Consider the following 15581-nt stretch of genomic DNA (forward strand, 5'->3'; position numbering starts at 1 on the left):
GTTCATGAACTTAAATTAGTTACTTCTGAAACTGATACACACTTCCCAGCTGCATCAACTGCGTCAGCTCATCAAGAGCAGTACGCGATTCTATCAATACCTGTGGATCGGCTAAATCATCAACGCTCAAGCGATCGCGATAGTGCTTGTCTACCCAGTTATTTAGCTCACTGAATAAAACATCATTCATCAAGGTGTGTTGATTCACCGCTGCCACTTCAGTGTCGTTCATGGCGACACGCAGTCTTAAACAAGCTGGGCCGCCACCATTTTGCATGCTTTGCTTCACATCGAAGTAATGCACTTGCTTGATGGGAGTTCCCAAGGTCACCACTTCCTGCAGGTAAGCGTGCACCGCTTCATTTTCCTGGCAGTTAGTTGGTGCGATAATCGCCATCTCTCCAGAAGGGAGAGTAATTATCTGAGTATTAAACAGATAGCTCTTAACCGCATCTTGAATGCCTACTTTGTCTGTAGGCACTTCGATGAAATGAAGTTCAGAGCTACCAAACTTACGTTTTATCTCATCCAGTTTATGTTGAGTATTGAGAAATGCCTGCTGGTGATAGAAAAGCACATTTTGATTGCCGACGGCAATGACATCGTTATGGAACACGCCTTGGTCAATCACATCTGGGTTTTGTGAAATATAAACTGTGTTGTCATCATCGAGCTTGTGCAGACGAGCGATAGCTTGTGATGCTTCTAGTGTCTGCCTTGCCGGGTACTTTGACGGCTTAGGTGCCGCTGGATTTGTCGCTTCCTGGCCATAGACAAAGAGCTCTAAGCCTTTATTACCGTACTCATTACATAACCTAGTGTGGTTGGCCGCACCTTCATCGCCGAAACTCGCATGTTCTGGTAAGTGTTGATGGTGACTGAAATGTTTTTCGTTATTAAACGTTGCCGCCAGAATATTCCCCGTGGTCACAGGCTCTATGCTGCGGTGTAACTTATCGACAAGGTTTGCTGGCGTAAAATGAAGTTTACCGTCTGCGCAATCGGCGCTCGGAGAGACAGTTGCCGCATTGGCAGTCCACATACTTGAAGCACTGCAGCAGGCACGTAACAACGCAGGAGCTTGCTTAGCGGCTTTATTTAATACTTCGGCGTCAGAGCCTGTAAAACCGATTCTTCGTAGTGTATGAAGGTCTGGGCGCTCCTGAGGAGCAAGCATACCTTGTACCATTCCCATATCTGCTAGTGCTTTGGCTTTTTGTAGCCCTTGCTTGGCAGCGGCCTTTGGGTTTGATACTGCAGCGGCGTTACTGAGTGAAGCCACATTACCAAAGGAGAGCCCAGCATAATTGTGGGTAGGGCCGACTAGACCATCGAAATTCGCTTCAAAATGCTTCATTTAGTTTTCCTTATGCAGGGTAGCGATACCTATATTTATTGTTATGTGATCAATTTTATTGCTTGCTTGACGGGGTTACTCGCCGAACCATGGTTGCCAGATTTCTTAGATACACTAAAATCAATCTGGAGATAGTGAATTTAAGATTAGCGTTAAACAGGTTTATAAGTGCTCGTTAGCAAGATAATGAGTCGAGTAATAATTCTGTTTGAAAATGCTATTAAGCTATAACAATTGTTGAAATTGAGCTCAGTATACTGAAGCTTTGATGGTTAACAAGGGAGGGTAAAATGACTAAGTTTGTGATTTTTGCATCGAAATGCACATTAATTCCTTGCTAGATGACTAATAATGGAATATTAGTTTTTAATTAAGCATTTATTTTTTTCTTACTTTTTTTATAAAATGTCCAAAATGGTTAAAAAGTGGCTCACCAGTATAAATAAAACAGGGATTTGCTTGAAAATATCGAGACAACCCTCTATATATGGAGCCAATTACAGCATTTTGAGACTTTTGGCGCAGATCATTCTATGGGTAAATCGCTAGTTATTGTCGAATCACCGGCCAAAGCCAAGACTATTAATAAATATCTCGGCAAAGATTATATTGTTAAATCGAGTGTGGGTCACGTACGTGACTTGCCAACATCTTCTAGTCCTGACGCAAAAGTGGCAACCAAAACGCCCGCTGAAGTTCGGAAGATGCCTCCTGAAGAAAAAGCCATATATAAGAGCAAAAAAGCGAAACAAGCGCTTGTTGCTCGTATGGGTGTGGATCCTGAAAACGGCTGGAAGGCTAAGTATCAAGTACTCCCAGGCAAAGAGAAAGTGGTTAAAGAGCTGCAAGCTTTAGCCGAGAAAGCCGACAAAATCTATCTCGCAACCGATTTGGATAGAGAGGGAGAGGCTATTGCTTGGCATTTACAGGAACTCATTGGTGGAGATGAATCACGCTATCAGCGTGTCGTTTTCAATGAGATCACTAAAACAGCCATTCAAGACGCTTTTAGTAAACCAGCGCATTTAGATACCAATATGGTGAATGCTCAACAGGCTCGTCGTTTTCTCGATCGTGTCGTTGGCTTTATGGTGTCTCCGTTGCTTTGGAAGAAAGTGGCTCGTGGTCTCTCTGCTGGTCGAGTGCAATCAGTTGCCACACGCTTAGTGGTAGAGAAAGAGGGTGAGATTAAGGCATTTGTGCCTGAAGAGTTCTGGGATATCCATGCCGACTTAACGACACAAGCCAGCGATGCATTGAAAATGCAGGTGGTGAAGTTTCAAGGTAAGGCCTTTAATCCGGTTAATCAAACTCAAGCTGATACAGCGGTCGCTGCATTGGCTCAGTCTGCTTATGTTGTGGCCGCACGTGATGACAGAGCCACTCAAAGTAAACCTTCTGCACCTTATATCACCTCGACGCTACAACAAGCAGCGAGTACTCGTCTTGGTTACGGTGTTAAAAAGACCATGATGATGGCGCAGCGCCTCTACGAAGCGGGTCATATTACTTATATGCGTACCGATTCGACCAACTTGAGCCAGGAAGCGGTGGATAATGTCCGTGAGATGATTGGTAAAGAGTTTGGTGATAAGTACTTGCCTGAGAATCCGATTCGCTATGGTAGCAAAGAGGGCGCACAAGAAGCTCACGAAGCTATTCGCCCGTCGGATGTAAAACTTCAGGCAGCATTCATGAACGACATGGAGAGAGACGCACAGCGCTTATATGAGCTGATTTGGCGTCAATTTGTCTCTTGTCAGATGACCCCAGCCAAATACGATGCAACTCGATTGACTGTACAATCGGGCGAATACGAGTTAAAAGCGACTGGTCGTACACTTAGATTTGATGGTTGGACACGTGTCCAAACAACGATTAAGAAGAAAAATGAGGAAGAGAGTACACTCCCTCATGTTGATCAGGGCGACAAGCTTACTCTAAAAGAATTAGATCCTAAGCAGCACTTCACTAAGCCACCGGCGCGATACAGTGAAGCTTCTTTGGTTAAAGAACTTGAAAAGCGTGGTATCGGTCGTCCATCTACCTATGCAACGATTATTTCTACCATTCAGGATCGTGGATATGTACGGGTTGAAAACCGTCGTTTCTATGCTGAAAAAATGGGTGAAATAGTTAGCGAAAGTTTGGTCGGTAGCTTTAAAGAACTGATGAGCTATGACTTTACAGCAAGCATGGAGCAGACACTCGATGATGTTGCCAAGGGCGATTTAGAGTGGAAAAAAGTACTCGATGGTTTCTATAAAGATTTGACTAAGCAGTTAGATCAAGCAGATCTTCCTCCTGAAGAGGGAGGCATGCGTCCTAACGAGATGGTGCTGACTGACAACATCAAGTGTCCAACTTGTGAGCGTCCTATGGGGATCCGTACAGGAACGACCGGGGTATTCTTAGGTTGTTCTGGTTATGCTTTACCGCCTAAAGAGCGTTGTAAGACCACCATGAACCTGACGCCTGGTGAAGAAGCGATTAGTGAAAATAGTGAAGATGCTGAAACAGATGCACTAAGAGCGAAGCATCGATGTGGTGTTTGTGGTACTGCCATGGACAGTTACCTTATTGATGAGACGCGTAAACTACATGTTTGTGGTAATAACCCAATCTGTGATGGCCATGAAGTTGAGCTCGGTCAGTTTAAGATAAAAGGCTACGAAGGCCCCATTATCGAATGTGACCGTTGTAGCAATGATATGGAGCTTAAGAACGGTCGATTTGGTAAGTACTTCGGGTGTACCAACAGTGAGTGTAAAAATACACGTAAGTTGTTGAAAAGCGGTGAAGCAGCGCCTCCTAAAGAAGACCCTATTCACTTACCTGAGGTTAAATGTACCAAATCAGATGGTTATTTTGTTCTCAGAGATGGGGCCGCCGGGATCTTTATGGCAGCGAGTACTTTCCCTAAATCACGTGAAACTCGTGCACCATTAGTGGAAGAGCTCGTTACATACCGTGAGTTATTATGGCCTAAGTATGCATACCTCGCCGATGCTCCAGTGGCCGATGATGATGGCAATAAGGCAACGGTACGTTTTAGCCGTAAGACAAAAGAGCAGTACGTGGCTACCGATTCTGATGGTAAAGCTACGGGCTGGACCTCTAAGTTTATCGACGGTAAGTGGGTAACAGAAGCCAAGAAGAAAGCCAAGCCAAAAGCGAAAGCGGCAACGGCCACTAAAGCTAAGGCCAAGGCTAAGCCAAAAGCTGCAGCAAAGGATAAAGAATAACGCATAGCGTTTGATCTATTGTTATTTTTCCAATAAAAAGCCTCGATGATTCGGGGCTTTTTTTATGTCTGTGTTATGGGAAATAATTCTTACGAGACACGAGACACGAGACACGAGACACGAGACACGAGACACGAGACACGAGGAGTCGTAAGCGGTGAAGTTTTAGTGATAGGTGTGATAAGTAAGAGCTGAGTTTTTAGTATTTGCAGTCATCCTGAACTTGTTTCAGGATCCAGCTTGAATACTGCTAATAAAAAGCCCCCACATGATATGCAGAGGCCATAGTTGGGCACAAACTTTACCTAGTACCTAGTACCTAGTACCTAGTACCTAGTACCTAGTACCTAACACCTATTGCTTATTACCACTTCTTTTTAGGCTGGAATAGGATATCAATATCTTCCTCTTCTTTCTTGTTTGCTACCGTAGGTGAAGCGATCTTCTGTGCGCCCATGATCTCTTCTAACATAGCTTTAGCTTCATCGACTTTTTTAGTGATGAAGGGATCATTGGGTGTTTGTGCTTTGATTGCGTGTAGAGTCGATAGCGCTTTGGTAACCATCTGCTTAGAGGAACCATATTGCTTCATAAAGCAGGCTGCTCGTGCACGAGACAACATGGAGTCAACATTGATCCTGAGTTGTAGGCTATCGATACGTCCTTCTTCTTCGGTAAATATACCAGGTTCAACTTTTCCCTTGTTATGTTCAGCGCGTAAGATGGCTTTCAATTTTTTGAGTACTTGCACTAACGTTAAAATCTGTTTGTCATTATCAGGTAGGCGAAAGCTTTCAATGGATGGTGCTTGCTTAGGTGCGGCCTTTAGAGTTTGAATTTGACCATTGATATCAGTTTGTCTTCTTTGGTAATCACCTGCTTGAGCGGCGGCATGGGTGACAGCGAGTCCCAGTGCGTCTTCGACACGCTTATAAAGGACTATAATTATTTGAGTGGAGCAGGGGAACATGCCTGTGTGTGACAACACCTCTTCGGTTTCGTCAATAATGGCTCTTTGTCTTGCAAGTTCAGTTCTACGTTCAGCTTCTGCACGTTCTTTTTGCTGCTGAATGATATTAATTCCGATTACGAGTAATAAGAGCGCACCGATACTGATCAGAACTAAAGTAAATATCATAGGGCTACCGTTAATTATGCAATTCTACTAATGCTACTATAAATCAACACTCTAGCATAGTTATCTTAGACTAGGTTTTGACTAATGTCGTGTGAATAGTGTGAACTCTATGTTATATTCCAGATTGATTTAATTTTCACGTTGTACTATAACTATTTCTTATACTTAATCTCCCATTCCAGACCCACTAAAAGTATTCAATAGAGGTCGAATTGAAGGATAAAAGATGAAGCTGCAGCAACTCAGATATATTGCAGAGGTGGTCAATCACAACCTCAACGTTTCGGCTACCGCGGAAAATCTTTACACCTCCCAACCTGGGATCAGTAAACAAGTCCGCATGTTGGAAGACGAACTTGGTATTCAGATTTTCGGTCGAAGTGGCAAACATTTAACTCATGTAACTCCCGCTGGTGAGCAGGTTATAAGTATAGCCAATAATATTTTAGGTAAAGTCGAAAGTATTAAAAAAGTTGCTGAAGAATATACCAAGCCTGATCAGGGTGAGCTAAACATAGCGACTACAGATACCCAAGCTAGGTACGCATTACCTAATATCATTCGTGGATTTATTGAACGCTATCCTAAAGTCAACTTGCATATGCATCAAGGTACGCCATCGCAAATTAGCGAGCTTGCTGCTAGAGGAGATGCTGATTTTGCAATTGCGACTGAAGGGATGCATCTCTACTCTGACCTAATTATGCTGCCTTGTTACCACTGGAACCGTTCAATTGTCGTCAACCGTGATCATCCATTAGCGAATCGCAGTAATATTACGATTGAAGATCTTGGCCGTTTCCCTTTAGTCACTTATGTGTTTGGTTTTGACCGAGAGTCTGAGATTGAGAAATCTTTTAATCGTGCAGGGCTCGAGCCTAGAGTGGTATTTAGTGCTACCAGTGCCGATGTATTAAAGACCTATGTCAGACTGGGTCTAGGTGTCGGGGTGATTGCATCAATGGCCATCGATCCTCATATGGATAAAGATCTAGTCGCTATCGATGCCAGTCACCTTTTTGGGCATAGCACAACTAAAATTGGCTTTAGAAAAGGCAACTTCTTAAGAACTTACATGTATGAGTTTATTGAGCACTTTGCACCGCACCTCACTAAAGAAGTGGTAGAAAAAGCGGTTGCGTTAAGAGATCCACAACTCATTGAAAATATGTTTGCCGATATCCAATTGCCTGTTCGCTAGTTTCAAGTCGCGAAGTGGGAAAATAAAAAACTCGCCTAAGCGAGTTTTTTATTATTCAGAATCAGCAAATAAAACCGTTAACACTCAACGATATTAACCGCTAAGCCACCCTTTGCCGTCTCTTTATACTTACTGCGCATGTCTTTACCTGTATCCATCATGGTTTTGATCACTTTATCAAGTGAAACCTTGTGGTTACCGTCACCGCGAAGGGCCATTCTTGAGGCATTGATTGCCTTTACGGCGCCCATGGCATTACGCTCAATACAAGGTACCTGAACGAGTCCACCGACTGGGTCGCAAGTTAGTCCAAGATTATGCTCCATGCCGATCTCTGCAGCATTCTCGACATGTTCGACCGTGCCACCCATAATTTCGGTTAATGCTGCTGCGGCCATAGAGCATGCGACACCGACTTCGCCCTGACATCCTACTTCTGCGCCTGAAATAGACGCATTTTTCTTATATAGAATACCGATGGCTGCTGCGGTTAACAGGTAGCGGCAACAGATGTCGTTATCCACTTCTTGTACAAACTTGTCGTAATAGCATAAGACAGCTGGAATAATCCCTGCAGCACCATTAGTCGGAGCGGTGACGACTCTATCACCTGCTGCATTTTGTTCATTAACCGACAAGGCAAATAGATCGACCCAATCCAAAGCCATTAGGGGATCGACACTGTTTTTTCCTTCAGCCTTGAGTCTACGAAACATGGCTGGAGCGCGGCGTCTCAGTTTCAGGCCGCCTGGCAGCAGTCCCTCTTTATGGTAACCACGTTCGACACAAGTCTTCATTGTCTCCCAGATATGCCAGAGTTGCTTTCTGATATCTGCTTCTTCGGCAATACTGAGCTCATTTTCCATCATCAAGGCAGAAATACTGAAGCCATTGCTATTACAAGATTCGAGTAGTTGAGCCGCGCTGTCAAAATCAAAAGGTGCAGATTTGATTGGTGCTGCTGGGGAGGCATCTTGGGCCTTTATTTCATCTTGATCTAAGATAAAGCCGCCACCTACAGAGTAGTAAGTTCTCTCATAGATGCATTTACCTTTAGCAAACGCATATAAAGTCATGGCATTGGCATGTGCCGGTAAGCTTTTTCGTCGGTGATAAATAACGCCGGACTCACGACTGAAAATGACGCGTTTTCCGTTGGCCATTAGAAGCTCTTGAGAATCACTGACATCTTTAAGAATGCTATCAATTGAATCTGTATCTACAGTATCGGGGGCTTCACCCATCAAGCCGAGTATGACAGCTTTACCAGTGCCGTGTCCTTTACCTGTCTGCCCAAGAGAGCCAAATAATTCTGAGCGTAGCTCATCTGTACAATCAAGTAGACCTTCTTTACTGAGGTCATTGATAAAGATGTTGCCTGCTTTCATTGGACCCACGGTATGTGAGCTCGATGGACCAATGCCAATTTTGAACATGTCGAATACACTTATCATGTTTAAAAACCTGTTTGTTATTGTTCTTTTACTATGTAATCTACGAATATTAATGAGCTTTAATCCAATTGACTTATCAAAGTTCACAGGATTAAAGCATTGATATGTTATTCTTATCCGCTTGTGTGGATCTTTGATCTGAAAGTATCCCATACTTTCCTGCATGACTTATCATGAGTTTTTTTAATAAGAACTTTCAGATTAGCTAAACTAAGGCAATAAACTTAGCTTAGTACAAATAGACGTATTCATTCACACTGTTTTTAACTATTTATTATCTGCTGAAATCGTACATTTTAGTGATTAGATTTCTTAAGGAGAAAGTGTGAGTTATTTAATGTTAGATCTGTCGTCTACCCAAGCGACCGAGGCCGAATTAACACAGTTGAAGCATCCTATGGTGGGGGGGTTGATCTTGTTTTCGCGCAACTTTATAGATAGAGCTCAATTAGTGTCTCTTATAAAGTCAATTAGAGCTGTCAGATCAGATTTGATTATTGCCGTTGACCATGAGGGCGGACGCGTACAAAGGTTTCGTGAAGGCTTTACACGTATTCCTGCTATGGGCGATATATTGGCTCATGCTAATGGTGACATAGCAAAAGCGCAAAATTGCGCTGTAGAGCTAGGATACCTGATGGCAATTGAATTACTGGCTTGTGATATCGATTTAAGCTTTGCACCTGTTCTTGATCTTAATAGGGTGAGCCGCGTTATCGGCACTAGGGCATTTGGCTCTGATCCTGAAATCGTGATCCCTTTAGCCGATAGTTTTATTCAGGGTATGAATCAGGCTGGAATGGCTGCAGTGGGCAAGCACTTTCCGGGCCATGGTAGCGTCGAGACTGACTCCCATTTGGCACAAGCTATCGATGATAGAAATGAAAGTGAGATCCGTGAATTAGATATGGTGCCTTTTAAAGCGCTCATTGAGCAGGGGAAGCTTCAAGGTGTGATGCCCGCACATGTTATCTACCCTAAAGTCGATCCCAATCCTGCAGGCTTCTCTTCTTATTGGCTCAAACAGGTACTGCGCAGTGAACTTAACTTCCAAGGGGTGATCTTTTCTGATGATCTAGGCATGGAAGGTGCGGGGGTTGTTGGTGGATACAAACAAAGAGCGAAAGCAGCTCTAGATGCAGGCTGTGACATGATCTTAGTCTGCAATGACCCACAAGGTGCAACAGAAGTCCTTAACGAGCTTGAGTGGCCTGATGAAGCTCCAGATAAATCAGCCAAGCTACTTAAAGCAGATCCTGATGCCGTCGCCAAGGCTTTACAATTGGAGCAACGCTGGCAGAAGGCTAAAGAATTAGCTGAGTCTTTTCCAAGTAAATTTTAGCCAATTATTAGATAAGTTTGACTTAGCTCAACTAACTTAAGAGGTAAGTTAGCTAAAGTGAATATTCTAGAAAAGCAAAGGAAGCACAATGATCCTCTATTTACATGGTTTCGATGCAACAAGCCCTGGTAATCATGAAAAAATGCGCCAACTGCAGTTTGTTGATAAAGATGTACGTTTGGTGAGTTACAGCACTTTGCATCCCAAACATGATATGCAGCATTTACTCAATGAAGTCAGCCGACAAATACAGCAGTCAGATGATCCTTCGCCTCTGATCATAGGTGTTGGCTTAGGGGCTTTTTGGGCTGAAAGGATCGGATTTCTTAACGGTTTAAGAAGCGTTTTAATCAACCCTAATCTACATCCTGAGATCAGTATGCTTGGTAAAATTGATCGGCCTGAAGAGTACAGTGATATTGCCGGTAAGTGTGTCACGAATTTTCGAGAGAAAAATGAAAAAAAGGCACTAGTCATTGTGTCTAGGCAAGACTCTGAAAACGACAATATTCAAGTAGAGAAAGCCTTGAACCATTATTACCAAGTGATCTGGGATGAGGAGCAGCCGCACAAATTCCCCTCTTTAGCGAGCCATCTATCAAACATTGCCAGCTATAAGGCTTCATAATTTAGTATTATATGCATTAACAGATCAACAATTTAAGCCGCACTCGTGCGGTTTTTTTGTGTTTAAAATCTAGCCATCTTTTATTACAGTTACTTAATTTAGATTATCTCTAAGTGGTACTCCAGTATAAGATACTGATTTTTCCGCTATAGCAGGTGATCAAGATCACATTGGGTATTAAAGTTAGATGAAAAAGCTGGTTTTTGTTTGAATGTTATCGTCTCCAGTGTAAAGTAGCGCTCATGGTAATAATTGCTACAAATTGATACATTTATCGTCTTAGTCTTTTTAGACTCACCAATTTGCGTATGTCGCCCGATGCAGCTAGCCCTTTTTGTTAGCTGTTTTTTTTGCCTGTTTTTTGCCTAGTTGACTTGCATGCGTTATCTTCAAATGAAGTGAGTTGGGGAGAACATGATGAAAAGAGTCAAGATTAATGTCCAAGGCAAGGTGCAAGGCGTGTGTTATAGACGTTTTACCTTAGCTAAAGCAAAAGAGTTAGGCTTAACGGGTTATGTCTCAAACTGTGATGATGGCAGTGTAAGCATCTTAGTTCAGGGGGCTTTTCCTGCCGTCGATAATCTCATTGATTGGTGCCATGATGGCCCACCACACTGCAGAGTTTCAAACGTTTTCATTGAAGAGGATGATGCAGATGAGATCTATCTGGATTTCTCCATTGTGCAATCTTAGTGCAGCGAGTAGTAAAAAGCCTGACATATCTAATATGCCAGGCTTTTTAATCGTTTAACTTATCTATTTTGGCCGATTTATAGAGGCTCTGTCGCTGGAACTTTTTCTCTATCTATAGGCTGCTGCATTTTCCTGATCTGTAGGACCATCCCCATTTTAGGGTGATCAAAATAGTGGATCTCATCACTGCGCACCCGTCTATTTTGTTTCATAGGAATGGCATATAGGAAGGGGGTCGATAGATCCGCCTCACTATATTTAAATGGGTTGTGACCTCTCATGACCGCTAATTTTTTAGTGCCTTCTTCTCGTAAATTAAGTGCAGTCTCTACATACAAGTAATGATCTAAGTAAATATTAAGTGAGCCATCTAATTTCCACACAGGCTTACTTTCCTCTGTACTGAAGCTACTTAGAAAGTCAAATTGAGGAATATCGGTTTCAGGTTTTTGGCTTGATACAGATTGGCCATTAAGTTTAAAGCGTGATGAATAATCTTGGCCTGAAAAGAGTCTAACAGCCTTTGCTCTGTGTCTTGGTAACATAGACTGTTGCCACGTCATATGCAGAAGACTTTTATTGCCTTTTTCTCGAGACAATTTGTTGATCAGATCAGTGAATTGATTTTGGTTAGTGCCTAATAGGACTGCGGGTCCATAAGGCACACCATACTGCTCGCTTGCTGCTGCAATATTAACAGGAATATGTGAAGGGTGATCCATCTGGGCTGATTTGAGTTGCTCGTTACACATATCCGCATTGGTTACCCAATCATGGGATGAACAGCCCTCTAAACTAAGGCTTGCTCCTGTGATGTTAGTACTGAAAATGGGTGAAATTAGGTCAACCAACTTCTTTGGCTGTTTGATAGAAACATGCTCAGGTACAGCTTCTTGAGACTGACTGTTGTTTCGTTCGAACAGGTAAACTTCTACCTCAAACCAACGCTCATCTTGTGCGTACGCTTGAGAAGCAGACACTAAGCCTGCAATCACTAAAAGAGTTTGTCTTAACACATTATTCTCCAAGACGATGTTGTGATAATTGCCCCAGGAGCAATTTTACCAATGCCAGTCTGTCCGTATGTGACTCGGCTGGGATCAGGAATTTTAACTTACTCGGGCCATCCATTCGATAGTTTTGTGGCTGACTTTGAAGTAAACCAATGATAAACCCTGGATCGACGCAATGATCATCATTAAATTCTAAACTGCCGCCTTTAGCATGCATCTCGAGCTTTTTGATCCCTAATACCGTCGCTTGATGTTTATATAAGGTGAGCTCCATCAGGTTCTTTGTTGCACTAGGCAGCATGCCGAAACGATCGATAAGTTCAACTTTAAGTTCATCCAGTGCTTGCTCTGAGTCACAATTTGCAATGCGCTTATACAGAGAAAGACGAATGTTAACATCATGGACAAAGTCATCAGGTAACAGCGCAGGAATACGTAAATCGATTTCACACTGATGCCTCAGCATCTGACCTAAAGATGGCTCCTTACCTTCTTTCAAAGATTTAACGGCATCTTCAAGCATCTCCATGTAAAGGGTAAAACCTATTTTGGAGATATGTCCTGACTGTTCGTCGCCTAAGAGCTCACCGGCGCCACGAATTTCAAGATCTTGTGTTGCAAGCATAAAGCCAGCGCCTAAATCTTCCAAGGCGCCAATGGCTTCTAATCGTTTACGCGCATCGGCCGTCATACGTTTAGGATGCGGTGTCATCATATAGGCATAAGCCTGATGATGAGAGCGACCGACTCGTCCCCTGAGTTGGTGAAGCTGAGCAAGACCAAAATGATCGGCTCGCTCTATGACGATCGTGTTGGCTGATGGTACGTCGATACCAGTTTCGATGATCGTAGTACACACAAGTACGTTGAACTTTTGATGATAGAAGTCAGACATGACTTTTTCTAACTCACGTTCTCGCATTTGACCATGGGCGGTTACGACACGAGCTTCAGGAAGAAGCTCACTGATCTCATTGGCGCGTTTTTCAATTGTTTCTACTGAGTTATGCAGGAAGTATACCTGGCCACCACGGAGAATTTCACGCAGAAGTGCTTCTCTGATCGTACTGAGATCATATTCTCTGATAAAGGTTTTAACAGCAAGTCGCTTTGCTGGCGGCGTGGCGATAATTGACAAGTCACGCATGCCTGACATCGCCATATTCAAGGTTCTTGGGATCGGTGTTGCTGTTAAGGTCAAGATATCTACGTTAGCCCGTAAAGTCTTAATTTTTTCCTTCTGTCGAACCCCGAATCTATGCTCCTCATCGATGATCAACAAGCCTAAGTTATCAAACTCACCTTCTGAATGGAGTAGTTTATGGGTGCCAATGATGATATCGACTTTACCGTCACTGAGTTCACCCATGACGATTTTTTGCTCTTTAGCCGTTTTGAAGCGAGAGACCACCTCTACTTTCACTGGCCAATCGGCGAATCTGTCCTTGAAGTTTTCATAGTGTTGCTGAGCAAGCAATGTTGTAGGCACTAAAATAGCGACTTGCTTGCCATCGTTAACGGCGACAAATGCCGCTCGCATGGCGACCTCTGTCTTACCAAAACCAACATCACCGCAGACGAGTCTATCCATAGCTATGGGTGAGCACATGTCAGTGATGACTGCATTGATAGACGTTTCTTGGTCGACGGTTTCTTCAAACGGAAAGCTATTGGAAAATTGTGCATATTCCTGTTCATCGATCTTACAGGCCTCACCGGGGCGAGCTTGCCTTCGAGCGTAAACATCGAGTAGCTCGACAGCCACATCACGGATTTTTTCAACGGCTTTTTTCTTTGCTTTTGCCCAGGTTTCATTACCGAGTTTATTTAGATTTGCTTCTTCGTCGGGACCCACACTGTAGCGGCTAATAAGGTGCAGTGATGATACGGGTACATAAAGCTTATCACCTCCGGAATACTCTAACTTGAGATACTCGGCGATAAGACCGCCAGTATCCAGCGTCTCTAAGCCCTGATATTTAGCGACACCGTGGTCTAGATGAACGATAGGTTGGCCAACTTTCAATTCAGCCAAGTTCTTCACTAAAGCATCACTGCTGATCTGTTTTTGTTTGTCACGTCGACGCTTCTGAGAGATGCGGTGACCGAAAAGTTCTGTTTCACAAACCAGGCTAAACTTCCCGCCGCGGGCTTTGTCTATGATACAACCGTTGGATAACGGCGAGACAATAAGACCAAAGCGGGCTTTTGATGCGATATAATCATCTAGTGAGTCAAACCGCTTCGGTTTGATATCGACCTTGCTTAGCAGCTCTAATAATGCCTCTCGTCGGCCTTCAGACTCGGCACTGAATAGAATGCTTACGTCACCTTGGGCATAATCCGCTAGTAAGCTCAGAGGCTGTTTCAGTTTGTGGTTGGCGGTTAATTCTGGCAATTTTTCTATTTTGGCTTGATGACCACTCTCTTCACCAGTTCCTACCTTAAGTAAGTACCTTGGCAGGGTCTTAAACTGAGAAAAAAGCTGCTCGGTGAGTAGATATAACTCTTTTGGTTCAAGCAAAGGGCGTAAAGGGTCGACGCGCCTGTCTTCGAATCTGAGGCCAACTTCAGCTAAGTGAGCGTTAGAGGCAGCTTCTAAATCGCCAATATTGACCAGCTGAGTATTTTCAGGCAGATAATCGAACAGCGTTGCTGTTTCATCGAAGAAGAGCGGTAGGTAGCTTTCTATCCCTGCTGGCAGGATTTTACGGCTAACCATTTGGTAAACAGATTCAGGTTCTTTAACTAATACTTCGAAGCGACGACGGTATCTCTGCCTAAATCCTTCAATGGCGGCATCATCTGTTGGAAACTCTTTTGCTGGCAGTAATCTTATTGAATCTATTTCACCACTTGAGCGTTGAGTTTCAGGATCGAAATGCCGAATGGATTCGACTTCATCATCGAAAAGCTCAATTCGAAATGGTTGGTTAGAGCCCATGGGAAACAGGTCGATGATTGAACCTCTGACTGCAAACTCACCATGCTCATAGACCTGCTCAACCAGATGATAACCAGTGCTGACCAGTTGCTGCTTTACATCTTGTAGGCAGTAATTATCCCCCTTCGCCAGTATGAGTACGTTACCGGTTAAGAATGACTTCGGCGACAAACGTACCATCAAGGTGCTTAAGGGAACGATAACAAGCCCCTGCTTAGCACTGGGTAGACGAGATAACGTTTCGAGTCGCTGTGAGACTAAATCTTGATGCGGCGAGAAGTTATCATAGGGCAGTGTCTCACGGTCTGGGAATAGCCAGACAGGGAAGGATTTTCCTGCTAACAGGTAATGTAACTCAGATTCGAGTAAAAGCGCCGTAGGCGTATCATGGGTTACAGCAACAGTGATCCCTTCATGCCTTTGGACTAAATTCGCCAAGGTGATGGCTTGTGATGCACCGCCTAAGGTATAAAGCGATTGAGATTTTGATGCACTTTTAACTGGTGGTGGCGTCAGTATTGAGAAAGCTTTCATTCAGATATAGTAAAGAGTCGCGTCAAAGATGC

10 protein-coding genes are annotated in these 15581 nt (G+C 43.5%); 5 read left to right on the forward strand and 5 right to left on the reverse strand.

Translation table 11 applies throughout. The features are described from left to right. Positions 1 to 19: 19 nt before the first annotated feature. Complete coding sequence (gene astB, locus FM038_RS09005) at positions 20 to 1357, reverse strand: N-succinylarginine dihydrolase (RefSeq protein ID WP_142870395.1); 1338 nt, start codon at positions 1355 to 1357, stop codon at positions 20 to 22. 533 nt (positions 1358 to 1890) lie between these two features. Here astB and topA point away from each other — a divergent pair. Beyond that, a complete protein-coding gene (topA, locus tag FM038_RS09010; RefSeq protein ID WP_142870396.1) occupies positions 1891 to 4602 on the forward strand; it encodes a type I DNA topoisomerase in 2712 nt (903 codons plus the stop codon). 364 nt (positions 4603 to 4966) lie between these two features. On the opposite strand, the gene FM038_RS09015 is transcribed toward topA, so the two are convergent. Continuing rightward, positions 4967 to 5740: a hypothetical protein gene (locus FM038_RS09015; protein WP_142870397.1), complete on the reverse strand. Its 774-nt coding sequence runs from the start codon at positions 5738 to 5740 to the stop codon at positions 4967 to 4969. 226 nt (positions 5741 to 5966) lie between these two features. Here FM038_RS09015 and cysB point away from each other — a divergent pair, with 226 nt between their 5' ends. After that, positions 5967 to 6941, forward strand: coding sequence for an HTH-type transcriptional regulator CysB (gene cysB / locus FM038_RS09020; RefSeq protein WP_142870398.1), 975 nt, complete (start codon positions 5967 to 5969; stop codon positions 6939 to 6941). Positions 6942 to 7018: 77 nt separating this feature from the next. Here the strand turns inward: cysB and FM038_RS09025 are convergent, their stop codons facing one another. Beyond that, positions 7019 to 8395 carry an L-serine ammonia-lyase gene (locus FM038_RS09025; RefSeq protein WP_142870399.1) on the reverse strand — a complete coding sequence of 459 codons (1377 nt, stop codon included), beginning with the start codon at positions 8393 to 8395 and terminating at the stop codon, positions 7019 to 7021. 325 nt (positions 8396 to 8720) lie between these two features. Between FM038_RS09025 and nagZ the strand changes: the two genes are divergently transcribed. The 3 genes from nagZ (at position 8721) to FM038_RS09040 (ending at position 11058) form a co-directional block, all read left to right on the forward strand. Further along, on the forward strand, positions 8721 to 9737 hold the full coding sequence (gene nagZ, locus FM038_RS09030; protein WP_185965652.1) for a beta-N-acetylhexosaminidase: 1017 nt from the start codon (positions 8721 to 8723) through the stop codon (positions 9735 to 9737). An 88-nt stretch (positions 9738 to 9825) separates the two neighbouring features. Continuing rightward, positions 9826 to 10365, forward strand: coding sequence for an alpha/beta hydrolase YcfP (gene ycfP / locus FM038_RS09035; protein WP_142870400.1), 540 nt, complete (start codon positions 9826 to 9828; stop codon positions 10363 to 10365). Positions 10366 to 10782: 417 nt separating this feature from the next. Beyond that, positions 10783 to 11058, forward strand: a complete 276-nt coding sequence (locus FM038_RS09040; protein ID WP_142870614.1) for an acylphosphatase — start codon at positions 10783 to 10785, stop codon at positions 11056 to 11058. A 77-nt stretch (positions 11059 to 11135) separates the two neighbouring features. Here FM038_RS09040 and FM038_RS09045 read toward each other — a convergent pair whose 3' ends face one another. After that, on the reverse strand, positions 11136 to 12074 hold the full coding sequence (locus tag FM038_RS09045) for a peptidoglycan binding protein CsiV (RefSeq protein WP_142870401.1): 939 nt from the start codon (positions 12072 to 12074) through the stop codon (positions 11136 to 11138). Position 12075: 1 nt separating this feature from the next. After that, positions 12076 to 15549: a transcription-repair coupling factor gene (mfd, locus tag FM038_RS09050; RefSeq protein WP_142870402.1), complete on the reverse strand. Its 3474-nt coding sequence runs from the start codon at positions 15547 to 15549 to the stop codon at positions 12076 to 12078. Between the last annotated feature and the right edge of the window lie 32 nt (positions 15550 to 15581).

It is taken from the genome of Shewanella eurypsychrophilus, from assembly GCF_007004545.3.
In the GTDB taxonomy this organism is placed as follows: Bacteria; Pseudomonadota; Gammaproteobacteria; order Enterobacterales; family Shewanellaceae; genus Shewanella; species Shewanella eurypsychrophilus.